The organism is Enterococcus sp. DIV0167 (assembly GCF_050541555.1).
Taxonomy (GTDB): domain Bacteria; phylum Bacillota; class Bacilli; order Lactobacillales; family Enterococcaceae; genus Enterococcus; species Enterococcus faecalis.
Map to the genome: position 1 here is coordinate 973,958 of NZ_CP172933.1, position 25,189 is coordinate 999,146.

26 protein-coding genes are annotated in these 25,189 nt (G+C 36.5%); 21 read left to right on the forward strand and 5 right to left on the reverse strand.

Annotated features, from left to right (window positions below):
* Positions 1-11 precede the first annotated feature (11 nt).
* The 14 genes from IGM09_RS04840 (at position 12) to IGM09_RS04905 (ending at position 13,591) form a co-directional block, all read left to right on the forward strand.
* Positions 12-1,394: a bifunctional metallophosphatase/5'-nucleotidase gene (locus tag IGM09_RS04840; RefSeq protein WP_002365512.1), complete on the forward strand. Its 1,383-nt coding sequence runs from the start codon at positions 12-14 to the stop codon at positions 1,392-1,394.
* Positions 1,395-1,428: 34 nt separating this feature from the next.
* Positions 1,429-2,058: a YutD family protein gene (locus IGM09_RS04845; protein ID WP_002357954.1), complete on the forward strand. Its 630-nt coding sequence runs from the start codon at positions 1,429-1,431 to the stop codon at positions 2,056-2,058.
* Positions 2,059-2,063: 5 nt separating this feature from the next.
* Positions 2,064-2,834, forward strand: a complete 771-nt coding sequence (locus IGM09_RS04850; protein WP_002357953.1) for a TIGR01457 family HAD-type hydrolase — start codon at positions 2,064-2,066, stop codon at positions 2,832-2,834.
* Positions 2,822-3,475 (forward strand): TIGR01906 family membrane protein, encoded by a 654-nt coding sequence (locus IGM09_RS04855; RefSeq protein ID WP_025192672.1) that lies wholly within the window; start codon positions 2,822-2,824, stop codon positions 3,473-3,475. Before IGM09_RS04850 ends, IGM09_RS04855 begins: the two co-directional genes overlap by 13 nt.
* A gap of 126 nt (positions 3,476-3,601) precedes the next feature.
* On the forward strand, positions 3,602-4,171 hold the full coding sequence (locus IGM09_RS04860) for a DUF1836 domain-containing protein (RefSeq protein WP_002361647.1): 570 nt from the start codon (positions 3,602-3,604) through the stop codon (positions 4,169-4,171).
* Positions 4,164-5,024, forward strand: a complete 861-nt coding sequence (locus IGM09_RS04865; RefSeq protein WP_010775751.1) for a DegV family protein — start codon at positions 4,164-4,166, stop codon at positions 5,022-5,024. Before IGM09_RS04860 ends, IGM09_RS04865 begins: the two co-directional genes overlap by 8 nt.
* Before the next feature lie 117 nt (positions 5,025-5,141).
* The gene (locus tag IGM09_RS04870; RefSeq protein WP_002390101.1) at positions 5,142-5,843 is read left to right on the forward strand and encodes an MIP/aquaporin family protein; all 702 of its coding nucleotides are present in this window, start codon (positions 5,142-5,144) and stop codon (positions 5,841-5,843) included.
* 173 nt (positions 5,844-6,016) lie between these two features.
* A complete protein-coding gene (yycF, locus tag IGM09_RS04875; protein ID WP_002357947.1) occupies positions 6,017-6,721 on the forward strand; it encodes a response regulator YycF in 705 nt (234 codons plus the stop codon).
* A gap of 6 nt (positions 6,722-6,727) precedes the next feature.
* Positions 6,728-8,557 (forward strand): cell wall metabolism sensor histidine kinase WalK, encoded by a 1,830-nt coding sequence (gene walK / locus IGM09_RS04880; RefSeq protein WP_002357946.1) that lies wholly within the window; start codon positions 6,728-6,730, stop codon positions 8,555-8,557.
* Positions 8,554-9,864 carry a YycH family regulatory protein gene (locus IGM09_RS04885; protein ID WP_002385989.1) on the forward strand — a complete coding sequence of 437 codons (1,311 nt, stop codon included), beginning with the start codon at positions 8,554-8,556 and terminating at the stop codon, positions 9,862-9,864. The genes walK and IGM09_RS04885 overlap by 4 nt, the downstream gene beginning before the upstream one ends.
* Complete coding sequence (locus IGM09_RS04890; RefSeq protein WP_002365516.1) at positions 9,864-10,718, forward strand: two-component system regulatory protein YycI; 855 nt, start codon at positions 9,864-9,866, stop codon at positions 10,716-10,718. The genes IGM09_RS04885 and IGM09_RS04890 overlap by 1 nt, the downstream gene beginning before the upstream one ends.
* 56 nt (positions 10,719-10,774) lie before the next feature.
* Positions 10,775-11,581: an MBL fold metallo-hydrolase gene (locus IGM09_RS04895; protein ID WP_002357943.1), complete on the forward strand. Its 807-nt coding sequence runs from the start codon at positions 10,775-10,777 to the stop codon at positions 11,579-11,581.
* 210 nt (positions 11,582-11,791) lie between these two features.
* Positions 11,792-12,706 carry a permease gene (locus tag IGM09_RS04900; RefSeq protein ID WP_002357942.1) on the forward strand — a complete coding sequence of 305 codons (915 nt, stop codon included), beginning with the start codon at positions 11,792-11,794 and terminating at the stop codon, positions 12,704-12,706.
* A gap of 18 nt (positions 12,707-12,724) precedes the next feature.
* A complete protein-coding gene (locus IGM09_RS04905; RefSeq protein ID WP_002357940.1) occupies positions 12,725-13,591 on the forward strand; it encodes a TIGR03943 family putative permease subunit in 867 nt (288 codons plus the stop codon).
* A 51-nt stretch (positions 13,592-13,642) separates the two neighbouring features.
* Here the strand turns inward: IGM09_RS04905 and IGM09_RS04910 are convergent, their stop codons facing one another.
* Together IGM09_RS04910 and IGM09_RS04915 are read right to left on the reverse strand one after the other, a co-directional pair.
* The gene (locus IGM09_RS04910; protein ID WP_002382172.1) at positions 13,643-14,143 is read right to left on the reverse strand and encodes a threonine/serine exporter family protein; all 501 of its coding nucleotides are present in this window, start codon (positions 14,141-14,143) and stop codon (positions 13,643-13,645) included.
* A 5-nt stretch (positions 14,144-14,148) separates the two neighbouring features.
* A complete protein-coding gene (locus IGM09_RS04915) occupies positions 14,149-14,901 on the reverse strand; it encodes a threonine/serine exporter family protein (protein ID WP_002357938.1) in 753 nt (250 codons plus the stop codon).
* A gap of 435 nt (positions 14,902-15,336) precedes the next feature.
* On the opposite strand from IGM09_RS04915, the gene ireB reads away from it, so the two are divergent.
* From ireB to IGM09_RS04935, 4 genes are all read left to right on the forward strand, one after another.
* Entirely contained in the window at positions 15,337-15,606 is a 270-nt protein-coding gene (ireB, locus tag IGM09_RS04920; RefSeq protein ID WP_002357937.1) for a regulatory phosphoprotein IreB, read from the forward strand.
* Positions 15,603-16,025: a Holliday junction resolvase RuvX gene (ruvX, locus tag IGM09_RS04925; RefSeq protein ID WP_002357936.1), complete on the forward strand. Its 423-nt coding sequence runs from the start codon at positions 15,603-15,605 to the stop codon at positions 16,023-16,025. Before ireB ends, ruvX begins: the two co-directional genes overlap by 4 nt.
* 37 nt (positions 16,026-16,062) lie before the next feature.
* Positions 16,063-16,368, forward strand: a complete 306-nt coding sequence (locus tag IGM09_RS04930) for a DUF1292 domain-containing protein (RefSeq protein ID WP_002357933.1) — start codon at positions 16,063-16,065, stop codon at positions 16,366-16,368.
* 500 nt (positions 16,369-16,868) lie between these two features.
* A complete protein-coding gene (locus tag IGM09_RS04935; RefSeq protein ID WP_002382173.1) occupies positions 16,869-17,717 on the forward strand; it encodes a helix-turn-helix domain-containing protein in 849 nt (282 codons plus the stop codon).
* A 73-nt stretch (positions 17,718-17,790) separates the two neighbouring features.
* Here the strand turns inward: IGM09_RS04935 and IGM09_RS04940 are convergent, their stop codons facing one another.
* Together IGM09_RS04940 and IGM09_RS04945 are read right to left on the reverse strand one after the other, a co-directional pair.
* Positions 17,791-18,960, reverse strand: coding sequence for an NAD(P)-dependent malic enzyme (locus tag IGM09_RS04940; protein WP_010775754.1), 1,170 nt, complete (start codon positions 18,958-18,960; stop codon positions 17,791-17,793).
* Between the two features lie 31 nt (positions 18,961-18,991).
* Positions 18,992-20,317, reverse strand: coding sequence for a 2-hydroxycarboxylate transporter family protein (locus IGM09_RS04945; protein ID WP_002357930.1), 1,326 nt, complete (start codon positions 20,315-20,317; stop codon positions 18,992-18,994).
* Between the two features lie 147 nt (positions 20,318-20,464).
* On the opposite strand from IGM09_RS04945, the gene IGM09_RS04950 reads away from it, so the two are divergent.
* The 3 genes from IGM09_RS04950 to IGM09_RS04960 all read left to right on the forward strand — a co-directional run bounded on the left by IGM09_RS04950 (position 20,465) and on the right by IGM09_RS04960 (position 24,216).
* The gene (locus IGM09_RS04950) at positions 20,465-22,015 is read left to right on the forward strand and encodes a Spo0B domain-containing protein (protein WP_010775755.1); all 1,551 of its coding nucleotides are present in this window, start codon (positions 20,465-20,467) and stop codon (positions 22,013-22,015) included.
* The gene (locus tag IGM09_RS04955) at positions 21,996-22,688 is read left to right on the forward strand and encodes a response regulator (protein ID WP_010775756.1); all 693 of its coding nucleotides are present in this window, start codon (positions 21,996-21,998) and stop codon (positions 22,686-22,688) included. The genes IGM09_RS04950 and IGM09_RS04955 overlap by 20 nt, the downstream gene beginning before the upstream one ends.
* Positions 22,689-22,872: 184 nt before the next feature.
* On the forward strand, positions 22,873-24,216 hold the full coding sequence (locus IGM09_RS04960; protein ID WP_010775757.1) for an NADH peroxidase: 1,344 nt from the start codon (positions 22,873-22,875) through the stop codon (positions 24,214-24,216).
* A 52-nt stretch (positions 24,217-24,268) separates the two neighbouring features.
* Here IGM09_RS04960 and IGM09_RS04965 read toward each other — a convergent pair whose 3' ends face one another.
* Positions 24,269-25,180 (reverse strand): LCP family protein, encoded by a 912-nt coding sequence (locus IGM09_RS04965; protein WP_002385983.1) that lies wholly within the window; start codon positions 25,178-25,180, stop codon positions 24,269-24,271.
* Positions 25,181-25,189: the final 9 nt, after the last annotated feature.

Below are 25,189 nucleotides of genomic sequence, written 5' to 3' on the forward strand. Positions count from 1 at the left end.
AGGCGATTTTAGTGGAAGAGATTGTGTTGTTCCATACCAATGATCTTCATTCTCACTTTGAAAATTGGCCCAAAATACGGCGTCTGGTTAAAGCCAAACGTTCGCTGTACCAAAAAGAGGGCAAAACAGTCGTAACCATTGATTTAGGTGACTTTTCAGATCGGTGTCATCCTTTGACCGAAGCAACAGATGGCCGAGCAAATGTAGCTATAATGAATACATTAGCGTATGATCTGGTTACAATTGGAAATAATGAAGGAATCGGCAATTCAAAGAAACAATTAGAGCATTTATATGATCAGGCAACATTTGAAGTGGTCTTAGCTAATTTAGAAGAACCAAAAACCCAAACGTTACCAGATTTTTGTCAAGCATATAAAATTATGACAACTAAAGAAGGCACAAAGTTAGGGTTTATTGGCTTAACCGCACCATTTCCTTTAACGTATAATCCCAATGGGTGGACAATCAAACAAGTGGAAGCAGTCCTTCCTCAACTGATTACAGAAGTTGCGCCTCAATGTGATGTTCTCATTTTGCTTAGTCACTTGGGGATAGATACTGATTTTATGATTGCGGCGAATTATCCTGAAATTCAAGTGATCTTAGGTTCCCATACACATCATTTATTTAAAGATGGTGAAAAAATTAATCATGTGCAACTAGCAGCTGCTGGCAAATATGGACAGTATATTGGTGAAGTGCATCTGTTTGTGGATGCCGACACGAAGCAAGTCACAAGTTATGCGAAAACGATTGAAACAGCAAGTTTAGAAGAGCAAGCAACTGATGCCAAGGAAATTGCGGGTTACTTAACGGAAGGTCATCGACTATTGCAAGCGCAGCAAATTGCACAAATCCCTGAAACCTTGTCAACGGACTTACGGCAACCGCATGCCTTTATAACTGTTGCCTTGAAGGCGTTAAAAGAAGCGGGGCAGACCGAAGCGGCTGTGTTGAACAACGGGTTATTTTTAGCAGATTTACCAGAAGGAATAATCAATGCAGACCAATTACATGAGGCCTTGCCTCATCCAATGCATTTAATCAAGGTTACCTTGAAAGGGTCAGACATGAGCCGTTTGATTCGTGAAATGGAAAAAAGTCGTCAATTTCTGCGGAAATTTCCGATTCGCGGGATGGGCTTCCGCGGGAAAATTTTTGGCGAATTATGTTATGATGGGATTCGTTTTGAGCGAAATAGCCAGACCGTTTTTTGGCAAGGGAAACCTATTCAGCCAGAGCAGAAATATACGCTGACAACAGTGGATCACTTTCAATTTGTTCCGTTTTTCCCAACGATTGAGTTAGTTGGAGAAGTCGAATTTTTATTTCCAGACGTTTTAAGAACTGTCGTGGCGAACTATCTGCATGCCCACTATCCAATCAAATAAAAACAAGGTATAATAAAAACTAGGTGGTGAAAAAATGACAGACAAAAAGACAACCGAAAAAAAAGAAACAGAAACTGCTGCAACCTTTACAGAAGAACTAACAGCAGTTCTTGAAGAAATAAAAGAAGAACCTGTAAAAGAAAAGAAAAAAGGGGAAATTGTCACCATTGTGAATGAAACAGATATTCAAATTGGTGAAAGAGAGTACCGAATTGTTAAAAATCATCGTGATGCCTTTGATCCTGAACGCTTAGGTGAACGGTTTAGTGAAGTATTAGCGCGTTATGATTATATCGTAGGAGACTGGGGCTATGAACAGTTACGCTTGCGTGGCTTTTTTGATACTTCTAATCGTCGGGCAGCGCCGGATCAACGCATTGATACACTAGAAGACTATTTGTATGAATATTGTAATTTTGGCTGTGCCTATTTTGTAATTGAACGAACAGGGGAACGTAAAGAAAAAACAACGCATCGTCGTCGTCGCCATAAAAAGAATAATCGTTCTAACGCGTTTGTCGAGGAAAAGAGTGCGCCCGCTAATAAAAATAGCAAGCCAGTGATTCGTACGCGAAAAGAAGAAAATAAAAAAACGACTACACCCAAACAGCCTAGTCCCAAAAAATCTGGCAAAGGCTTTACGATTCGTCAACGTGAGGAGTAAACAGAGTGAAAAAAGACTATCAAGGATATCTAATTGATTTAGATGGAACGATTTATTTAGGAAAAGAACCAATTCCAGCCGGAAAACGTTTTGTCGAGCAGTTACAGGAAAAAGATTTGCCTTTTTTATTTGTAACGAATAATACCACTAAATCTCCTGAAACAGTGGCACAACGTTTAGCAAATGAATTTGATATTCATGTCCCAGCATCCCTTGTTTATACAGCGACTTTAGCGACGATTGATTACATGAAAGAAACCAATCGAGGCAAGAAAGTCTTTGTCATCGGCGAGGCTGGTTTAATTGACTTAATTTTAGAAGCAGGTTTTGAATGGGATGAAACAAATCCTGATTATGTTGTCGTGGGACTTGATACAGAATTATCTTACGAAAAAGTGGTTTTAGCTACCTTAGCCATTCAAAAAGGGGCGTTGTTTATTGGGACCAATCCAGATAAGAACATTCCGACAGAAAGAGGCTTATTACCTGGCGCAGGTTCAGTTGTGACGTTTGTGGAGACAGCTACTCAAACGAAACCAGTTTATATAGGCAAACCAAAAGCGATTATCATGGAACGAGCGATTGCGCATTTAGGCGTGGAAAAAGAGCAAGTAATTATGGTTGGAGATAATTATGAAACCGATATTCAATCAGGGATTCAAAATGGTATTGATAGCTTGTTAGTTACATCAGGTTTTACCCCTAAGTCAGCTGTTCCAACTTTGCCAACGCCACCAACCTATGTTGTTGATTCCTTAGATGAATGGACTTTTTGAGTATGATGAGGTCGAAATTGCGTTTAAGGGAAACACTTGGACTCATTTGTTTGTTTTTAACGATTGTGGCTTTAAGTATCACGATCACGATTAATTTTCGTCCATTGTATCTTTTTGATATCCAACACTTAAATATTTTAAAAGACGTAGAGGTTGATCGTGTGACCTTGATTAAAAATTACGATCATTTAATGATGTACTTAAACAATCCTTTTGAAAAAACATTAGTATTTCCTGATTTTCCAATGTCTGATAGCGCGGCTTTTCATTTTTATGAAGTGAAAAAATTGTTTTTATTGTGCTATGGCGTATTACTAGTTACGTTGATGCCTAGTGTCTTTTATTTAAAATATTTGGTAAAAAATCAGCGTTTATGGACATTGATACGGCCATTTCAGTGGGGAATGTTTTTGCCTGTGCTTTTTGGCTTTTTCATGCTGATTGGCTTTGATCAATTTTTTATTGCGTTTCATGGATTATTTTTTAACAACGATGCTTGGTTATTTAATCCGCTGACTGATCCGATTATCAATGCCTTACCTGAAGCCTACTTTATGCATTGTTTTATCTTGTTTTTTGTTTTATTAGAAGGCCTGTTTTTGATAGGTATTTTAATCGGAAAACGTTCTTTAAAAAAATAAAGAGAGAAAAGTGAACAATTCCAAAATTGCTCGCTTTTCTTTTTTATTCAATCTAGTTTTAAAAACTAGATTGAATAATTGTCAAAAGTATGATATTCTTTTTTAGAAATGGTTAGGAGGGTTTTTATGGACGAGATAGAAAAATCACTACAAGATTGGGGCCAACAATTGGAAAATGTTCATTTGCCAAGATGGCATGAGTTACCAGATATTGAATTATATATGGATCAAGTGATTACTCTGATAGAAAAATACTTATCCCCATTGATTACACTGGAAAAACATACTTTGTTAACGTCCTCAATGGTTAATAATTATGTCAAACACGGGTTAATCCCGGCCCCAGTGAAAAAGCGCTACAATCAAAAGCATTTAGCGTTTTTAATTGCGATTACGTTGTTGAAACAAGTGTTAACATTGCCAGAAATTAAGCAAGGCATTTTATTCCAAGGAGCTACGGTTGGTATTCGTGAAGCGTACAATTTATTTTGTCAAGAACAGGAACGAGCGATTTATGTGATTGCTGCTCAAGCGCAAGAAAAAGAAGTTCAGGCCAAATCACAAGAACCTATGGGGATTGAATATTTGGCTGTAAAAGCAGCGACAATGTCTTTTGCTACTAAAATGTTTAGTGAAAAAGTGATTGAATTGGAACAAGAATACTTAAAAGAAATGGATGAGATGACACATGAATAAAGAAAAGATCGCACTACTAGTTGATTCTGGGACAGATGTTCCAGAGGCATTAGTCAAACAATACGGCATGTATGTCTTGCCCTTACAGATTATTTATCCTGAAAAAACCTATACAGATAAGGTAGATATTACACCAGAAGAAGTGTATCAACGTTTAGAGGAAGAAATCCCTAGTACTTCATTACCAGATGGCGCAACAATCCAAGCTATTTTTGACAAAATTAAAGAAGCGGGTTACGAAAAAGTCTTAGCGGTGACCATTTCTAGTGGTTTAAGTGGAACCTATAATGTGGTTCGCTTGCTTGGAGAACAAACCGAAGGACTAGATGTATTTGTTTTAGATACAAAGAACATTGGTATCGGGGCTGGCATTCAAGCGATTCGAGCAGCAGAATTAATTGAAACAGGATTAGGCTGGCAAGAATTAAAACAAAAATTAACAGAAGAAGTAGCCAACGCAAAAGTATTTTTTAATGTAGCCACTTTAGAATATCTACAAAAAGGTGGACGAATTGGTTTAGTCACTTCTATTTTAGGGAATGCGCTAAAATTAAACCCCATTATTTCTTGTAATGAAGAAGGCATTTACTATACGGTGGCTAAGTCTCGCGGCCGTAAAAAAAGTCTTGATAAAACGTTTGAGTTGGTGACGAACTTTATAGGTGAGGCACCCCGTTTTCGTTTGGCAGTCGCTCACGGTGCGGCAGAGGAAGAAGCAAAAGCAATGATGGAACGCTTGAAAGCGGCTTTTCCGCAAGCAGAAGAAATTTACTTTGGAACGATTAGTCCGGCATTAGTTGTTCATACAGGACCAGGACTATTAGGTGTTGGTATACAGTTATTAAATGATTGATTAAATGAAAAATCCTCTCAAATTTTTTTGAGGGGATTTTTCATTTAAGATTTCTCTTTTTCATAGAAATATCATTTTACTGAAAAAACAACGAAAATTATATTGAAAATTTCACGAATGTGTTACAATTTGTCTACAAAGGGGGAATTTTTTGTGAAAAAAGCAATAGCAGAATGTTTAGGAACATTTATTCTTGTCTTTTTTGGGACAGGAACAGCCGTTCTAGGAAATGGTATGGAAGGGATTGGAACAACGGGGATTGCCTTAGCATTTGGGTTAACAATCGTTGCTGCTGCCTATAGTATTGGCACAATTTCAGGTGCACATCTAAACCCAGCTGTTTCTATAGGAATGTGGCTTAATAAACGAATAACAACAATGGAACTAATCTACTATGTAGTGGGACAAATTGTTGGTGGCTTGATTGCCTCATTTGCATTATTAAGCATTCTAAAAGGTGCTGGTAAAAGTATTGAGAACTTAGGTCAAAATGGCGTAGGGGAATTAAGTGTTGCTGGTGCATTGACAGTCGAAATTATTTTAACATTTATTTTTGTTTTAGTTGTCATGACAGTTACAAGTGCTAAGAAAGGCAATGCTTCATTAGCAGGAATCGTAATTGGGTTAACATTAACAATGATTCACTTAGTCGGTATTCCTTTGACAGGAACTTCTGTCAACCCAGCTCGTAGCATCGCGCCAGCCGTTTTTGCGGGTGGTTCAGCGTTATCTGAGTTGTGGATTTTTATCGTTGCGCCATTAATTGGTGGATTATTAGCCGCTCTTGTAGCAAAATTCGTCTTAGATACGGAAGAATAGATTAGCGGAAGAAGAATCTTTGATAACAAGCGTCAATTGTTGTCAGAGATTCTTTTTTTGTTATACTAGGAGAACCTAAAGGCGCATTTTTAACCAAAGATGAAAACATCATCAAAATAAGGTATAATAGGAAAGTATCAAATAAGATTAGAAGGAAAAAGAGGTGTCTCTTTGTGAAGAAAATTTTAGTAGTTGATGACGAGAAGCCAATTTCAGAGATCGTTAAATATAATTTGGTTAAAGAAGGATATGAAGTATTTACTGCTTATGATGGAGAAGAAGCACTTGAAAAAGTGGAAGAAGTGGAACCAGACTTAATTATTTTAGACTTAATGCTCCCTAAAATGGATGGCTTAGAAGTCGCGCGAGAAGTGCGCAAAACACATGATATGCCAATCATTATGGTGACTGCAAAAGATTCTGAAATTGATAAGGTTTTAGGATTGGAATTAGGAGCCGATGACTATGTAACGAAACCATTTTCAAATCGTGAATTAGTTGCTCGTGTCAAAGCCAATTTACGGCGAGGTGCAACCAATGCGAAAGAAGCCGAGGTGACAACACAATCTGAATTAACGATTGGTGATTTAACCATTCATCCTGATGCATACATGGTCTCAAAACGGGGTGAAAAAATTGAATTAACCCACCGTGAATTTGAGTTACTTTATTACTTAGCAAAACATATCGGACAAGTGATGACTCGTGAACATTTATTACAAACCGTTTGGGGTTATGATTATTTTGGGGATGTGCGGACAGTGGACGTAACCGTGCGTCGTTTAAGAGAAAAAATTGAAGATAGTCCAAGTCATCCAACGTATTTAGTTACTCGTCGTGGGGTTGGTTATTATCTAAGAAATCCTGAACAGGAGTAATCAGGTATGAAGAAAAAAGTTCACTTTTTTCAATCTGTTAATTTTAAGATTGCGTTATCATTTATTCTGCTGTTACTGATTGCGATTCAAATCATTGGTGGCTATTTCATTCGTGAATTGGAAGCCACTACAATTTCCGATTTTAAAAAAAATATGGATTCCCAAGTTGTCCAATTGTCAAACACGTTAAGTACGCAGATGAGCAATAAAGATCTCGAACGTAGTGATGTTGATGCAAATTTAAAAAAAGCATTATCTGATTTTTCAAATGCAGATATTTCTGAAGCGAGAATTGTCGATGATAAAGGGATTATTCGGGCAACCAATGATTTAAATCAACAAAATATTATTGGGAAAAAGAATGATTATCGTGATTTAAATGACTTTACGAGTAAAAAATATCAAGCTTTAGATAATGATAAACGCGTGTATGTGAATGTCCAGCCGATTCAATCGCCTACTGGAGAAACAGTGATTGGTGTCCTTTATGTGAAAAGTAATTTAGAAAATAAATACCAAGAAATTACTAACACAGCAAGTATCTTTTTCACTGCTTCTATTATTGCCGCAGCAATCTCGATTATTGTGACCTTACTGATTGCACGATCAATCACGAAGCCGATTGGTGAAATGCGTGAGCAAGCCATTCGAATCGCTCGTGGTGATTACGCTGGAAAAGTAGAAGTCCATGGAAAAGATGAATTAGGCCAATTAGCAGAAACATTTAATCAATTATCAGAACGGATTGAAGAAGCACAAGAAACAATGGAAGCAGAAAGAAATCGTTTAGATAGTGTCTTAACGCATATGACAGATGGTGTCATTGCGACGGATCGCCGCGGAAAGGTGATTACGATTAATGAAATGGCCCTTTCATTATTAAATGTAAAAAATGAAAATGTGATTGGGACCTCGTTATTAGAGTTGTTAGATATTGAAGAAGATTACACATTGCGGAAGCTGTTAGAAGAGCCAGATGAACTGCTGATTGATCGCTCAACGTCTGATCGTGAAGAAGACCAAATGATTATCCGGGTAGACTTTACGATGATTCGTCGGGAATCAGGATTTATTACTGGCTTAGTTTGCGTACTGCATGACGTCACAGAACAGGAAAAAAACGAACGGGAAAGACGGGAATTTGTTTCCAATGTTTCTCATGAGTTGCGAACGCCTTTGACAAGTATGCGTAGTTATATAGAGGCTTTAAGTGAAGGAGCTTGGGAAAACCCTGAGATTGCGCCGAATTTCTTAAAAGTCACGTTAGAAGAAACCGACCGGATGATTCGTATGATTAATGATTTGTTAAATTTATCTCGGATGGACTCTGGGAATACACATCTTCAATTAGAATATGTGAATTTTAACGAATTGATTAATTTTGTCTTGGATCGCTTTGATATGATGATTGAAAATGAGCAAAAAAATTACAAAATTCGCCGTGAATTTACTAAACGCGATTTATGGGTAGAATTAGATACAGACAAAGTAATTCAGGTTTTAGACAACATTTTGAACAATGCGATTAAGTATTCGCCAGATGGCGGCGTCATTACCTGCCGACTAGTTGAAACACATAATAATGTCGTCTTTAGTATCTCGGACCAAGGTTTGGGCATCCCTAAAAAAGATCTCGGGAAAGTCTTCGAACGTTTTTATCGTGTGGATAAAGCACGTGCGCGAGCACAAGGTGGGACTGGTTTAGGTTTAGCAATTTCTAAAGAAGTAATTCGGGCCCATAACGGGAGTATTTGGGTGGAAAGTACAGAAGGTGAAGGATCGACTTTCTATATTTCACTACCATATGAACCTTATGAAGAGGATTGGTGGGAATGATGAAATTATCAGAATGGATTACAAGAATTGGCTTGATTTTGATGGTCATTTTAAGTATATATTTTTCAGTCAATATCTGGCTGAATTCTGCCAAAAAAATACCAGAAATGAAGTCGGGAAGCCAAGTCACAACAGCTGTCAATGAAAAAGCCATTGGCGATGTCTATTTACCTTTGCAATTGATTCGAATAACTGATGGAAAAGCGATGCAAAGTAATCGTGAAACATTAATTAGTAATGTTCAAAATGATATTAAAATGGCTACGTTTGGTAAATTGACACAAGTTGTGACAAAAAATGCAGAGCAACTTAAGCGCTACAACCAAATGGAACAAGGCATTGAACTTCTTTATCAAGGTCCCTTTTTAATCTCGGACTATGCTTCGATTTATAATCTATCCATTAATTTTACTAACTTTAATGAGTTGACGGACCAGTATTTTACGAAAATTCAATTGGATTTTAACGAAAATAAGATACGTTTTTTAGATTATGATCAAGCCAACGTCTATGAAGCACCTATGACTGTCAATAAGGCGCGCTTAATGGGAATTATCAATAAAGAGGGATTACAATATCAAGACGTTTCCGAAAATACGCTAACCAAACAAGGGCAATGTTATTTAACCAATGATATGAAGTTGAAAAAGTACAGTTATATCTTAGCTTCGCAACCAGTTACTCGTTTTAGGAATGCTTTTTTCAATGAAACGGAAGATATCCAAACCAATGAAGACAGTCAAGACTTAACCTATACGAGTAAAGAAGAACGATTGTTTGCAGAAGAAAAACTGGGGAAAATCGATTTTAAAGGGACCTTGCCAGAAGAGAATAAACGGGACTCAATCTATAATCAAAGCTTTTCTTATGTAAAACGTTTAGGAACCAATATGGGGAATTTACGTTACTTTGATCGAACGAAAGATAGTGTCAATTATCGGACTTTTGTGGAAGGTTTCCCAGTGTTCAGTAATGATTTAAAAGGCCAAGTGGATATTCGCATCACGAACAACGATGGTGCTGCACCAAGCGTAACCATTAACACAAGTGTGAATACAATCCAAGTGCCGATTCCTTCAGAAGAAGAAGTGACGCTGGAAAGCACGGAAAAATTGATTAAGCGTTTAGAAACGGCTGGTGCTAAAAAGGAAAAAATCCAATCGGCTGTTATCGGTTATACGTGGCAGACAATTGAAGAAGTCAAACAAGTCGTTGATTTAAGTCCGGAATGGTATGTCCTTTATAACAACAATTGGTACACTGCAACGGACTTGGTAAAACAATTACCAAGCTTGGAGGTGGGCTAATGGATTTTAAACGAATTGAGTGGATTTTCTTCTTAGCATTTTTAGGATTAAATATCTTTTTATTTGGAATTTATCGGGAAGGTCAACAAGAGGAGAGCAACGTCTCTTCTTCCAGCCAAACAGAATCGATTGAAAGTCGGTTGGAAAAAGATAACATCTCGTATAAAGGGACACTTTCTTCAGAACGATTGGAAGGCTATTATTTAAGTGGCGAACAAACCAATTTTTCTGCTGCTTTAAAAATCCAACGTGAAAAGAATAAAAACTTTTTGAGAAATGGGCTGCAAATTGCGGATAATACTTTAACGAGTGTACCTAGTAAAAACTATTTTATTGATCCTAAGAAAATTGATAAAGATTTAAGTACCTTCTTAAATGAAAAAAATGCTTTATTATTCGGAGACGAATATCAATACTTACCAGAATTTTCTCATTTAAAAGAGCCGACGGCAGAAATTGTGGCTGCACAATCATATAAAGGAATTCCCTTTAGAGACGACACGGCAAAATTAAGTATTTTAGCAGATACGTCAGGTGAATTATGGAAAATTAGTAAATATTCGCAAACGCACATTGAAAATATTGAAGAGTTACGAGACAAAACGGATTTATATTCCAATCGTGATGCGATAGACACGCTCTATATGAATAACCGGATTCCTAGTAATTCCAAAATAACATTCATTAAATTGGCCTATTCAAGAATTTATAAAATTCGTGAGAAAAATGTATACGTTCCAGTCTGGTTTGTAGGAATTTCTACTGGTGAAGATTCAGTTGAAATTGAACAGGTGAATGCCGTAAGTAATACCATCATCACAAATAATACTGTGCCAAAGGTGGAAAAACATTAAGGTCCGTTGTATAATGAAACACGTTAATGTTGTAATGTAGAAGGGAAGAGTTTTAAATGGATTCAGAGTTTGCTTTTAATATCAGTGTTCTTGCCAGTGGCAGTACAGGCAATTCCCTTTTTATTGAAACCAACCAAAAGAAAGTATTAGTAGATGCGGGTTTAAGTGGCAAAAAAATCACTTCACTGTTAGCAGAAGTCAATCGCAAACCAGAAGATTTAGATGCGATTTTAGTTACACATGAACATCGGGATCACATTCACGGCGTTGGCGTGTTAGCGCGAAAATATAAGTTAGATGTTTATGCTAATGAAAAAACGTGGCAAGCGATGGATCCCATGATTGGCAAAGTCGATGTCGCTCAAAAACATATTTTTGAAATGGGCAAAGTTTTGACCTTGGGAGATATGGACATTGAAAGTTTTGGTGTCTCACATGATGCGATTGCGCCTCAATTTTATCGTTTTCATCGCAATAATCGTTCCTTTGTTGTTCTAACGGATACAGGTTATTGTAGCGATCATATTCGTGGCACGATTGAAAACGCAGATGCTTATTTAGTCGAAAGCAATCATGAAATTGAAATTTTGCGAGCAGGACCTTATCCATGGAGTCTTAAACAACGGATTTTAGGAGATAAAGGCCATTTATCCAATGATGATGGTGCTCTTGTGATGGCGGATGTATTAGGTGATAAAACAAAACGCATTTATTTAGGTCATCTTAGCAAAGAAAATAATACGAAACTTCATGCGCGAATGGCAATGGAGTCTACTTTGAAGCAAAAGGATTTAGGCGTCGGTGAAGCATTTAAGGTATATGATACAGACCCCGATTCAGCCTCAGAGTTATTTCAAATTTAGAATAATGGTGGTTTATCAGTTTTTGAGCGTGGAGCAAAAATCCAAAGTGATTTTTGTCCCATGCTCATTTTTTGTTCTTTTATCCAGCTGGTTTGACAGAGACATCGGTGATAATACTTTTAAACTCTTAGTTAATTTTTTGACAAATACTTGTGTTTGTCTGGTGTTAGGAGTATAGTTAACTAGATTTTTACTAGTGGGAGGTCTATGATGTTTCAATTTTTACCAAACTCTGTTTTACAGATGAGCACTATTTTTCTTTCGATTATTATCGAAGCATTGCCTTTTGTCATGTTAGGTTGCTTGATTTCAGGCGCTTTACATGTTTTTTTAACACCAGAACGAGTAAAAAAAGTGTTACCTAAAAATAAATTTTTATCAATTTGTGTAGGGAGTTTCCTAGGGTTTTTCTTCCCTTCTTGTGAATGTGGGATTGTACCAATTGTGCATCAATTTGTTAAAAAAGATGTACCAACACATACCGCTTTTGCTTTTATGTTAACGGCACCAATCATTAATCCAATTGTGCTATTCTCAACATACGTAGCCTTTAGTGGCGCAACAAAATTTGTGATTTGGCGAGTTTTAGGTAGTATGATTGTCGCGTGGGTTATCGGCATTTGGTTAGCTTATTTTCGAAAAGAATCAATTTTAACAGAAAAAGAGTTGGCGCAGATTAAAGAAGAGCAGGTTGCTCATACGCATGAACACGTTGATGAAGCTCGTTCATTTTGGAAAAATGGCTGGTCAGCGTTAACCCATAGTATTGATGAATTTTTTGATACGGGTCGTTATTTAATTTTTGGTTCTTTGTTAGCAGCAATCATGCAAACCTATATTCCAACTGGTGCGCTTATGCAATTGGGCCATTCAAAGATTTTAGCGATTCTAGTCATGCTAGTCATCGCTGCCACTCTATCACTTTGTTCAGAAGCAGATGCATTTATTGGTTCTTCTCTTTTGAGTTTGTTTGGCACAGGACCAATTGTCGCCTTCTTAGTTTTTGGTCCAATGGTAGATATTAAAAATTTATTGATGATGAAACGTTATTTTAAGATGTCATTCATTGTACAATTTGTTTTGATAGTGGCGCTTGTCGTAACTATTTATGCGGCAGTAGTTTAGAAAGGAGGCCTACAATCGATGATACGATTTATTATTTTAATTGGATATATGGGGTTGATGATGTATCTTCAAATTTCAGGTGAACTGAACCAATATATCAATATTCATTATAATTACTTAGCTGTTTTATCAATGGTTTTAGCTTTTATTATGGCGATTGTCCAATTGATTTTGTGGAACCAAGCAGATCCATCAATGCAAAAAAAACATGAAGACATGCACCAACATGGGGGACATGAACATCATGGCCATCAGCATAATTTGGAAAAACCCAGCCAAAGAGGGCTTGCCTATTTACTACTTTCTTTACCGTTGATTGTTGGCTTATTATTTCCGACAGTTAGTTTAGACACAACAATTGTTGAAGCAAAAGGCTTTAACTTTCCAGTAAGTAAAGAATCAGTAGGGGATCCTGATATGCAAACGCAATATTTGAAACCTGATACAAGTATGTATTTCAATAAGACGGATTATGACAAGCAGATGGCAAAAGCCATGAAACAATATGATGGACAATCTGTGATTTCAATTACGGATGAAAACTATTTGGAAATTATGGAATTAATCTATAATTATCCAAGTCAATTTGCAGGGAAAAGGATTTCTTATAAAGGCTTTGTCTATAATTCAAAACGAGAAGAAAGTGTTGACCAATTTGTCTTCCGTTTTGGGATTATTCATTGTGTCGCTGATTCTGGCGTTTTTGGCTTGTTGGTTCATTTTCCTGAACATACGCAATTTCAAAACAATGATTGGGTAACGATTACCGGCACGGTTGAGTTATCCTATTATCCACCGTTTAAACGGCAAATACCAACTGTGCAAGTGGAGAAAGTCAAAGCAGATCAAGCACCAAAAAATCAATATGTCTATCGTTCCTTTTAAAAAAAGTTGGTTGCTTCCTTATCAAATGGAAGCAACCAACTTTTTTGCTGTCTATTTTTTAATTTTGTTGCGCTTACGACGAATAAAACCCAAAGATTCTCTTTTTTCCCGAAAGCTGCGGATATTCTGATTGAAAACCTCAGAAGCGACTAAGCCTAACGCAATTGCCCCAGCAATCATTACAGCTTGCACGGTAAAATAGGCGCCTTTTTCATAATTGCCAATTACGATATTCCGAACAGCTTGATAAGCTAAGCCACCAGGTACCAATGGAACAATACCAGGAATATTAAAAATCGTGACAGGCATTTTCAATATTTTTGAGAATAGGTAGCTTACTGCCGCAACACCGACAGCACCGATAAGGGAACCTAATGCTGCATTTCCACTAAAAACTTCAACGATTACCCAATAAAGCATCCAGCTTACACTACCAGTTAGACCACAAGCCACCAGTGATCGTCGGGGAACATTAATAATAATTGCAAACGCCGCAGAAGCTAAAAAACTAAAGATAAATTGTACCAAAACGATTCCTAGCAAGTAAGTCACTCCTTTTAATAGAAAAGTTGAAAGACAAAAGCAATGCCAAAACCAATCATTCCTGAAGTCATTAATGCTTCAGTCCCACGAGAAACACCCGATAAGTAGTGTCCAGCTAGCAAATCGCGAAGAGCATTGGTAATTTGCACACCAGGCACTAAAGGCATGACACAACCAATGATGATTAAATCTTGTGATTGTCCGAGTCCCAATTTGACTGAAAGAATAGCGGCTGCACCAATAAACAGCGAAGCTAAAAATTCAGATAAAAATTTAATCTTGAGAAACTTTAAACTAAAATAATAAAGACTATAGCCGCAACCACCAATCAGAAAAGTCAAGAATAAATCGGACCAGACGCCACCAAAAAGAATCATAATTGTAGCGCTGACAACGGCCGCACTAACAATGCGTGCGCTAATTGGAAAATGGCGGTGTTCACTATCTATCACTTTTAGTTTATTCAGTAATTCCTCTAAAGAAAAATCACCAGCCACATAAGCACGAGACAGCTGATTCACACGAGAGATTTTTTCTAAATCAATGCCACGTTTCATTACTTGAACCATACGAATCGTGGAGGTTCCATCTATGCCAACAAATAACCCGGTTTGTGTCACATAGCTAACCATTCGATAGTTGCCAGAAGCAAGCGCAATTCGGCTCATTGTATCTTCAACACGGTACATTTCTGCATCGCTTTCTATCATAATTTTACCAGCTAACAAACAGGTTTCTAAAAGTAAATCCAAATGAGCAGGAGTCATTGAGCAAGCCTCACTTTATGTATTTTCTTCTAGTGTACTACAAACGAACCAAAAAGAGGAAATAAATAACAGCTGCAATCGAAAATTTACATCGTAAACAGATTGTTAGCGAATTGTAACATTAAAAGGCTGATATTATTTAATCATAGATATTTAAAAGTTTTTAAAAGAAAAACGTCGATTTTTTCGCAAAATGAATTGGAGGGAAAGGTGATATTCTGGCGATTTAGCAGACCTTTATTCTTGTTTTATAAAGTTGTGTATTTGTTTTTATAATTTTAAAATTATCGATGGCTGTCATTTTTTTACGAAGCCTTTATTAATAAAAGACTAAGAAATAACAAAAAAGAGAGAAGGAGAAGAAATTTTGTTTGTAGTTTCGGTTCTTTTCTAGTAAAATGAAATTGTATAAAAGTAGAAGTGAGGTGTAGTAAAATGGGTTTTACAGACGAAACAGTACGCTTTGATTTTGATGATAATCGAAAAAAAGCAATCAGTGAAACGTTAGAAACCGTATATCGGGCATTAGAAGAAAAGGGATACAATCCTATTAACCAAATAGTAGGGTATTTACTTTCTGGGGACCCGGCTTACATTCCTCGTTATCAAGATGCTCGAAACTTAATTCGTCGTCATGAACGTGATGAAATCATGGAAGAATTAACCAAATATTACTTAGCGAACCACGGAATCGATATCAAATGAGGATCATGGGGCTAGATGTAGGTTCACGGACAGTCGGTGTGGCTGTTAGTGATTTATTAGGTTGGACAGCGCAAGGCATCGAAATTATTCGCATCAATGAAGAGGAAGAGAACTTCGGCTTTGAGCGATTAGGTGAATTGGTGAAAGAATACGAAGTCACGAAATTTGTCGTAGGTTTACCGAAAAACATGAATAATTCCATCGGTCCTAGAGCTGAAGCATCCATGGCATATGGTGATAAGATTCAAGAATTATTTCAATTACCTGTTGACTATCAAGATGAACGATTAACAACTGTCCAAGCAGAGCGTTTCTTGGTGGAGCAAGCAGATGCTTCAAGAGCCAAAAGAAAGAAAGTCATTGATAAACTAGCGGCAGTAATGATTCTACAAAATTATTTAGATGCACATAGCCGATAATTATCGAGCTTTGAATACATCAAGGGAGAGAAGAAGAATGACAGAACACAACCACGATCATGATCACGAAGGACATGAACACATTACTTTAGTAGACGAACAAGGAAATGAAACATTATACGAGATCCTACTAACTGTTGACGGTCAAGAAGAATTCGGTAAAAATTATGTTTTATTATATCCAGCAGGAATTCCTGAGGATGAAGATGTTGAATTGCAAGCTTACTCATATGTGGAAAACGCAGAAGGTACAGAAGGCGATTTACAGCAAATTGAAACAGACGCTGAATGGGATATGATTGAAGAAGTTTTCAATACATTCATGGCTGAAGAAGAAGAGTAAAACTGTAACGAGAGAAGCGCTACTTCTCCTATTGAGAAGTAGCTTTCTTAATAATAATTGTTATAATGTACATGTTGTTTCTATCATAAGATACTATCACTATCATTGAGTGTGGTGGATAAAGAAGGACAGCATTGTCTAGTTTTACAAGATGTTGTAAAAACGTAACATCCTTGTAATGACGTTAATTTGGCAACTATCTAGCATAATTTATAATTTGTGTTATACTAAGTGTGAGGTTTTAGAAATACTGTTAATTTTATAATATTAAATAAAAAAATGGCTCCACCTACTGGCATAGGTAGAGCCGTCAGAAATTCAGTTAAACAAACACGTAATTATTGGTGTGGTGCATTGCCACGAACTGAAATTCCAGTTAATAAAGCAAGTAAATCAAACATATATTTCACCTCCTTTATTATGATAGCTTCATTATAACATTATCTGTAAAATGATGGTATGTTTAATACAAAAAAAATAGAAAGATTGGAGTTTTGACTGTGAGAGTAGCGGGAGAAAAAATCAAAACAGCGCGTAAAAAGAAAAAATTATCGCAAGCTGAATTGGCAAAAGGAATTTGTACACAAGCAACAATTAGTAACATTGAAAACAAAAATGTGTGTGACAGTTTAGACATTTTCTCATCTGTATGTCTACGTTTAGACTTACAAGTAGAAGAATGTATCGAAGGTTCTAGTGAGAAAAAACTCGAAAGCTTATTAAATAAAGTAGAAGAATTATGCTTTTACTTTAAGCACGATGAAGCCTATGATTTGTTGAAAGACTATCCAGATGATATCGAAAGTTCAAACAGAATTTTAGAAACAAAATTTTTCTATTATAAAGGAATTACGAGTTTATTAGGTAAGAAAAATAATAGCGAAGCATTGTTCTATTTACATCGTGGTTCTGAAATTAGTCGTGATATTAATATTTATAATATTTTGAGTATGAATGCGATCGGTATTTTATATGAATTAGAAGATGATATTGAAAAAGCAAAAGTTTATTACGATAAATCTTTACAATTGCTAAGCGAATTCAAATTAGATTATCCATTAGAGCAATGCCGTATTTATTATAATACCGCAAAATTCTATTCATTAATTAAAGACTATGCAAAGAGTATTGAATTAAGTGATAAAGGAATCGAAATTAATCGGACGCACAGTTCTATTTACTCTTTAGATTGCTTATTATACGAAAAAGCGTTTAATAAACAAATGCTAGGACTAGATGCTGTTGAAGATTATCGTATTGCGTACTACTTTACACGTTTCTTTGAAAATAAAAAATTACTTGCTTATATTGAAAAAGATATGCAAGAGTTTAATATCAGTTTTAAATAATAGATTAGCGTTTCAGATTTTAAAAAGGAACAACTTAACTCAAGAGGAGTTAGGTTGTTCCTTTTTTCTCTTTTTAATTTGATTCTTTGACAGCGTTACGGACGCTTTCGGCGACGACTTTTGCGACTCCTTCTTGGAATGGATCGGGAATAATATTGGTCGGCGTGAGTTCATTATCGGGAATCAATTTTGCAATACCTTTGGCAGCGGCAATTTGCATTTCAATCGTAATCTTTTTCGCCCGAGCATCTAAGGCACCACGGAAGATACCAGGGAAGGCTAACACATTATTAATTTGATTCGGAAAGTCACTACGACCAGTTCCGACAATATAAGCGCCTGCCGCTAAAGCTTCATCAGGAAAAATTTCAGGAACTGGGTTAGCCATTGCAAAAATAACTGGCTGCTCATTCATCTGTTGAATCCACTCAGGTTTTAAAACACCTGGTGCCGAAACACCAACAAAGACATCAGCGCCTTCAAGAGCAGTAGCTAAATCACCGGTACGGTGTTCCCGATTGGTTAGCTTCGCAATTTCTGCGTGGTGTGGTGGCAGAGCTGTATCTGTTTCGCTCAGAATCCCTGTACGGTCAACAATGATAATATGTTTTACGCCAGCAGCTAAAAATTTTCTTGTGATCGAAAGACCAGCGGAGCCACCGCCGTTGATTACCACATGAATGTCCTCTATTTTCTTGTTGATTAATTTTAAGCTGTTGTACAAAGCCGCTAGAACAACAATCGCTGTCCCGTGTTGATCATCATGGAAAACGGGAATATCTAGTTCATCGATTAAACGCTGTTCAATTTCAAAACAACGAGGAGCGCTGATATCTTCCAAGTTAATTCCCCCAAAGGTTGGAGCCAAAAATTTCACCGTTTGAATAATTTCTTCGGTATCTTGTGTATCTAAAACAAGGGGAATCGAATCCACACCAGCAAAGCGTTTAAACAATGCAGCTTTTCCTTCCATGACAGGCATCGCTGCTTCAGGACCAATGTTACCTAAACCTAAAACTGCTGAACCATCACTAATAACGGCGACGGTGTTTTTCTTTGTCGTTAATTCGTAAGCGCGTTCTTTTTTTTCATGTATGGCAGAAGAAACAGCCGCAACACCTGGTGTGTAGGCAATTCCTAAATCTGCTTTTGTTTCAATCGGAACTTTAGGGCAGACTTCTAATTTCCCCCCAAATTTTTTTGCTTGCTCAATCGCTAATTCTTTTACATCTTTTGTTGACATATCATTTTCCTCCTAAATAATTCACTTATAGTTAAAAAAGCATTCTAAAAATAGCAGTCATTGTTATTACTGTAATGGCACCGCCTAAACGTGTCGCAACTTGTGCAAACGGCATTAAGTTCATTCGATTGGCTGTACTTAAAATAGCTACATCGCCAGTCCCACCCATACCACTCTGACAAGCGGAGACAATGGCAGCCTCAACGGGATTCATATTCATGAAGCGTGAAACGAAAAATCCTGTAGCAATAACAGTGAAAACGACACTAATTACCACAACAAAATATTGCCAGCTAAGCATTCCTACGACATCTTTTAAAGGAATATATAACATACCTAAGCCGACCATTAACGGGAACGTAAAATTGCCAGAGATAAATTTATAAAGCTGTTTTGATCCGCGTTGGGTTTCTTTCGGTACTACGTTTAAGTATTTTAAAAAGGCTGCGACAACAATCATCAAAACAGGACCAGGAAAGCCTGTTAAGTGTTGTAATAAACCGCCTGTAATAAATAAGGTACACGCAATTAAAACACCAGCACCCATTAATTTTACATCAATTGGTGCTTTGTCTTCTTCTAAAGCATCACTTAAATCATCTGAATTGGTAATTTTAATCAACTGACCTTGTCCAGAAAGTTCAGGGCGTTTTTCTCCTAAACGACTAAGTAAACCTGAACACATGATAGCAAAAAAATTACCAATAATGGTTGCGGGAATTAATTGCCCCACTAATTGTTCACTTGGCAACCCAGTAATGGCACTATAACCAAGGGATAAAGGAAGAATACCTTCACCGATTCCACCAGCTAAAACAGGAGTGACGATATAGAAAAGGCTATGTTTCCAACCGAGACCTAACAGTGTTCCAACAAGGGTCCCAACGCCCATTGCTAAAATCATTCCTAATGCCATCGGGACAATCATGCGCATTAAACCTTGGACTAAAATTTTGCGGTTCATTCCAAGGATACTTCCACAGACCAAACATGCAATATAGAAGTAGAGAAAGTTTGCTTGTTTCATTAAAATATCTGTTGAGTCTAAGACATTTTGGTTGAGTAAATTGAAAAAGACCATAATTGATGGTACTAATAAAGATAAAATTGCGGGACCGCCAAAATGTTTCAAAATAGGAATATTTCCACCAATTGTTCCAAGTAACCAACCCATTGTTAAAATTACGGCAAAACCACCTAACATATTGACTGGTAGTTGTTCTAATAGAGCCGTAACAAGAATAATGCTAGCTGTTACAAGATAAACAGGTAACGTAACCGAACCAATCCTCGTTTTGGTTAATTTGTTGCGCCAATCTGTTTCATTAGCAGCTGTTGCGTGCAATTTCTTTTCCATGCTATTTCCTCCTATAACTTTAATCTATATTCATCATAATGTAAACGTTTTCTGTAGAGTAGATTATTTAATTAATTTAACTAAAGAAAAGTTTTTTAACCAAATCTTCCTATGCTATACTTTATTTGAAGAGAAAAGAGGGATGGAATGAAGCGTGGCGGGAAATTATGGTGCTTCTTATCAGTGATTTTTATTGCAACATTAATTATTATGATTACTTTCTTTTACGGAGTAACGACGGTCCAAACAATTAAAGAAGTTCGTAAAAACCAAGAGCAAGCACTTTTAGCCGTCGGGGAACAGTTGGCTATTGAACCGAATGTTATTGAAGCCTTAAAGAATGATCACTATTCAGATGAATTGGAAGCGTATACGGTTCGTTTAGGTGAAATCCATCAGTTGGATTTTATCGTGATTATGAATATGCAGGGGATTCGTTTAACACATCCTGATCGCCAAAAAATAGGTAAGCATTTTGAAGGTGGCGATGAAGTGCGAGCATTAAAAGGGGAGGAACATTTATCTGTTAGTCAAGGGAGTTTAGGAGAATCATTACGAGGTTTTGTCCCAGTCTATGATCAAGGAAAACAAATTGGGGTTGTGGCAATGGGCATTAAAATGACCTCGCTTTCACAATTGATTGAACGAACAAAAAATGATTACACAGTGAGTGTCCTTTTAAGTGTTGGTTTTGGCTTTATATTAGCCATCGTGGTTTCTTATTATTTAAAAAAACAACTTCACGATTTAGAGCCAAGAGAAATTGCTCGTCTATTAGAAGAGCGAAATGCCATGCTTGAGGAAACGAAAGACGCAATCCTTGTGATTGATACCGATCAAAATATTTTATTAGCAAATATTGAAGCAACTAAAATGTATCATAATATAACAAATAGTGAAGAAAATTTACTAGGAAAGAAACTTTCAGCATTGGTTTTATCTCCTGAAAAATTAATCGTACATTCAAAAACAGAGCAATTCTATCGTCAAAATGGCCAGGATTATTTCGTCTCAATCGCCCCGATTAATGTCCGTAAAAAAACAATTGGGCATGTTATCTTTCTGAAAAATGCGACGGAAACGTTTATTGTCGCAGAACAGCTTGTCAGCACAACGACATATGCTTCGGCATTACAAAGTCAATCACACGAATTTATGAATAAGATGCATGTCATTTATGGCTTAGTCGATTTAGAAGATTACGAGGCGCTAAAACATTATCTAGCCGATTTATTGAAACCAGAAAAGGAATTTGCACAGCGCTTAGCTATTTTGGTTAGGAATCCTATTTTAGCAGGTTTTTTAAGTGGGGAAAGAATCAAGTTTGCAGAAATTAAAACACAATTAGCTATTGAAATTTATCCAGAAATTCCACCAAATAAACGAGATGAAGATACGCAAAATTTGATTGCTATCTACCGTTATATTCATCGTTTCCTGATGGAACAACCGTTACCAGAAGAGATCATTGAAACCATTGATTATCAGCCAGGAAGTTTGACGACGACTTATTCGTTTGCTTATCCAAAAGAACAACTGGAACGCTTTGAACAAGAGTTTTTCACTTCTTATTTGGCAAGATTATTAGAGAATGGGGAAGCGACATTGACTTGGGAAAACCAACAAAACAATTGGCTTGTCCTTCGCATAAATGTTCATTACGAAGGAGCAGAGGAAAATGAACCTATTGATTATTGAAGACGATCCTATGGTTGCATATATACATCAAAAATATCTTGAAAAATTAATTCACCAACCGACTATTTTTACGGCGGCAACAATTGCTGAAGGTCTACAACTAACGAAAGAAAAACAACCAGCACTTGTTTTATTAGATGTTCATTTAAAAGATGGCAATGGCTTGACCTATCTGGCAACAATTAGAGATGAAAAAATTGACACAGAAGTTATCCTGATTACGGCTGCCAACGAGTTAGAAAATGTTAAACGAAGCTTACATTTAGGCGTTTTAGACTATTTAGTTAAACCCTTCTCTTTTGAACGATTTCAACAAAGTATCGAAAACTATCAGAAAAAAGCTGCTCAATTCACGCTGGAAACGGAGGAGCTTTCGCAAACAAAAGTGGACCAATTGTTTCATTCTTCACAGACAAACGCACGTAAAAATGAACAAGATATTCAAAACCTATCCTTAGAAAAAGGACTAACACAAGCAACATTACAACTATTGTTAAAAAAAATAGACGAATTTACCGACTATTTTACGATTCAAGAATTATCAGAAGCGAGTCAGCTTTCACATGTTTCTGTTCGCAAATATGTGTTGTTTCTAGAAAAAAATAACCTTTTAGAAAGTAAAAATAGCTATTTAAAAGTGGGGCGTCCCTATCAATCGTATCGGAGAATTTAGTATTTTTTATTTTTTAGTAAATAAAAAAGTAATTGAAAAGAGGCGAAATACAGCGGATACTCCTTTTTATTCTCATTTAAAGAACTTAATTGAGAATGAAAAAGAGGATATTACTTGTTATTTTTTGAGAATATATGATATTCTTTATTATGTAAGAAATAATATTATATGGGAGGAACGAGCGATGAAAGTTATTGTTTTAGGATCATCACATGGAGGTTATGAAGCGGTAGAGGAATTACTAAATCTTCATCCTGATGCAGAAATTCAATGGTATGAGAAAGGTGATTTTATCTCATTCTTGTCTTGTGGCATGCAGTTGTACCTAGAAGGAAAAGTGAAAGATGTTAATTCTGTTCGCTATATGACTGGCGAAAAAATGGAGAGTCGTGGTGTGAATGTCTTTTCTAATACTGAAATTACAGCGATTCAACCAAAAGAACATCAAGTGACAGTGAAAGATTTAGTGTCAGGTGAAGAACGTGTTGAAAATTATGATAAATTAATCATCAGTCCCGGAGCTGTCCCATTTGAATTAGATATTCCAGGTAAAGATTTGGATAATATTTACTTGATGCGTGGTCGTCAATGGGCCATTAAATTAAAACAAAAAACAGTAGATCCAGAAGTCAATAATGTGGTTGTGATTGGTAGTGGTTATATTGGGATTGAAGCTGCCGAAGCATTTGCAAAAGCCGGTAAAAAGGTTACTGTTATTGACATTTTAGATCGTCCATTAGGGGTATATCTAGATAAAGAATTTACAGATGTTTTAACAGAAGAGATGGAAGCTAATAATATTACCATTGCAACTGGTGAAACAGTTGAACGTTACGAAGGCGACGGTCGTGTGCAAAAAGTCGTTACAGATAAAAATGCGTACGATGCTGATTTGGTCGTTGTAGCAGTTGGCGTCCGTCCAAACACTGCTTGGTTAAAAGGTACCTTAGAATTACATCCGAATGGCCTAATCAAGACGGATGAATACATGCGGACAAGTGAGCCAGATGTATTTGCAGTAGGGGATGCTACGTTAATTAAATACAATCCTGCAGACACAGAAGTAAATATTGCTTTAGCAACGAATGCTCGTAAACAAGGTCGCTTTGCTGTGAAAAACCTAGAGGAACCAGTTAAACCTTTCCCTGGTGTTCAAGGATCTTCTGGCTTGGCCGTCTTTAATTATAAATTTGCTTCAACAGGGATTAACGAAGTCATGGCTCAAAAATTAGGAAAAGAAACAAAAGCGGTGACAGTAGTAGAAGACTACTTGATGGACTTTAATCCAGACAAACAAAAAGCTTGGTTTAAATTAGTGTATGATCCTGAAACAACACAAATTTTAGGCGCTCAATTAATGTCGAAAGCAGATTTAACTGCAAACATTAATGCTATTTCATTAGCGATTCAAGCCAAAATGACGATTGAAGACTTAGCCTATGCGGACTTCTTCTTCCAACCAGCGTTTGACAAACCTTGGAACATTATTAATACAGCGGCTTTAGAAGCGGTAAAACAAGAACGTTAATAGAAGAGAAAATAAAACCCATGAGTATTTATAGTACTCGTGGGTTTTATTTTTATTTTGTATTCAATTGATTTTTCAACTCTTGTTGGACACGAGTTAATTCTTGTTCATCCACACGTTGATAGGAAACACCATCTTGCATAAAACCAGTACCTTGAAGTTGGTCTTGTTTCACTTTACCAAAGGCACTGCGATAATCTAAGGCAATTTTTTTCATGTCATCAAAACTTAAATCTGTCTTCATATTATCAGAAACAGCTGTTAAAATTTCTTGATAGTTGCTCACGCTATTAAGACTTAAGACTTTTTGGACGATGCCTTCAATCACTTTTCTTTGCCGTTCTTGGCGGCCGTAGTCACCATTAGGATCTTCGTAACGCATTCTTGAATAGGAGAGTGCTTGTTCACCATCCAATGAAATTTTACCAATCGTAAAATCATATCCGTCTTGTGAAAAAGTCAGATTATTGTTCACTTCGATTCCGCCAACCGCGTTGACTAATTCTTTTAAACCAGCCATATTAATTGAAACATAATGATTAATAGGTATATTTAAATAGTTTTCAACTGTGTCCATTGCTAAAGATGCCCCACCAAAAGCATAGGCGTGATTCAATTTATCTTGTTTTCCTTGACCTGGAATATCAACATAGGTATCGCGAGCAAGACTGACTAAGGTTGTTTGCTTGTCACGAGGGTTAACTGTTGCAACAATTGTTGTATCCGAACGACCTTGCTCGACACGCCCATCATCGCCTGTATCGATCCCTAATAATAAAACAGAAAAAGGCTCCTTATTGTTTAAATTGACCTGACTTTTTTTAGATCGTTCTACTGTTTCATAGGTTTTATCCATTGATTTAGAAACATCCCAATAAAGTTTTGCTCCCATTCCAACAACTGCAAGAAATAGAACCAAGATAATTCCAAAGATAATGGCAAAAATTTTCTTCCCTTTTGACATATTTTTCCT

What these genes read in the sequence shown, in the direction of transcription:
- IGM09_RS04965 (WP_002385983.1), bottom strand. Translation starts at nt 25,180, where the DNA reads ATGTCAAAAGGGAAGAAAATTTTTGCCATTATCTTTGGAATTATCTTG.
- IGM09_RS04855 (WP_025192672.1), top strand. Translation starts at nt 2,822, where the DNA reads ATGGACTTTTTGAGTATGATGAGGTCGAAATTGCGTTTAAGGGAAACA.
- IGM09_RS04845 (WP_002357954.1), top strand. Translation starts at nt 1,429, where the DNA reads ATGACAGACAAAAAGACAACCGAAAAAAAAGAAACAGAAACTGCTGCA.
- IGM09_RS04930 (WP_002357933.1), top strand. Translation starts at nt 16,063, where the DNA reads ATGACAGAACACAACCACGATCATGATCACGAAGGACATGAACACATT.
- IGM09_RS04940 (WP_010775754.1), bottom strand. Translation starts at nt 18,960, where the DNA reads ATGTCAACAAAAGATGTAAAAGAATTAGCGATTGAGCAAGCAAAAAAA.
- ruvX (WP_002357936.1), top strand. Translation starts at nt 15,603, where the DNA reads ATGAGGATCATGGGGCTAGATGTAGGTTCACGGACAGTCGGTGTGGCT.
- walK (WP_002357946.1), top strand. Translation starts at nt 6,728, where the DNA reads ATGAAGAAAAAAGTTCACTTTTTTCAATCTGTTAATTTTAAGATTGCG.
- IGM09_RS04960 (WP_010775757.1), top strand. Translation starts at nt 22,873, where the DNA reads ATGAAAGTTATTGTTTTAGGATCATCACATGGAGGTTATGAAGCGGTA.
- ireB (WP_002357937.1), top strand. Translation starts at nt 15,337, where the DNA reads ATGGGTTTTACAGACGAAACAGTACGCTTTGATTTTGATGATAATCGA.
- IGM09_RS04890 (WP_002365516.1), top strand. Translation starts at nt 9,864, where the DNA reads ATGGATTTTAAACGAATTGAGTGGATTTTCTTCTTAGCATTTTTAGGA.
- IGM09_RS04865 (WP_010775751.1), top strand. Translation starts at nt 4,164, where the DNA reads ATGAATAAAGAAAAGATCGCACTACTAGTTGATTCTGGGACAGATGTT.
- IGM09_RS04905 (WP_002357940.1), top strand. Translation starts at nt 12,725, where the DNA reads ATGATACGATTTATTATTTTAATTGGATATATGGGGTTGATGATGTAT.
- IGM09_RS04900 (WP_002357942.1), top strand. Translation starts at nt 11,792, where the DNA reads ATGTTTCAATTTTTACCAAACTCTGTTTTACAGATGAGCACTATTTTT.
- IGM09_RS04860 (WP_002361647.1), top strand. Translation starts at nt 3,602, where the DNA reads ATGGACGAGATAGAAAAATCACTACAAGATTGGGGCCAACAATTGGAA.
- IGM09_RS04870 (WP_002390101.1), top strand. Translation starts at nt 5,142, where the DNA reads ATGTGTTACAATTTGTCTACAAAGGGGGAATTTTTTGTGAAAAAAGCA.
- IGM09_RS04955 (WP_010775756.1), top strand. Translation starts at nt 21,996, where the DNA reads ATGAACCTATTGATTATTGAAGACGATCCTATGGTTGCATATATACAT.
- IGM09_RS04945 (WP_002357930.1), bottom strand. Translation starts at nt 20,317, where the DNA reads ATGGAAAAGAAATTGCACGCAACAGCTGCTAATGAAACAGATTGGCGC.
- IGM09_RS04950 (WP_010775755.1), top strand. Translation starts at nt 20,465, where the DNA reads ATGAAGCGTGGCGGGAAATTATGGTGCTTCTTATCAGTGATTTTTATT.
- IGM09_RS04885 (WP_002385989.1), top strand. Translation starts at nt 8,554, where the DNA reads ATGATGAAATTATCAGAATGGATTACAAGAATTGGCTTGATTTTGATG.
- IGM09_RS04915 (WP_002357938.1), bottom strand. Translation starts at nt 14,901, where the DNA reads ATGACTCCTGCTCATTTGGATTTACTTTTAGAAACCTGTTTGTTAGCT.
- IGM09_RS04895 (WP_002357943.1), top strand. Translation starts at nt 10,775, where the DNA reads ATGGATTCAGAGTTTGCTTTTAATATCAGTGTTCTTGCCAGTGGCAGT.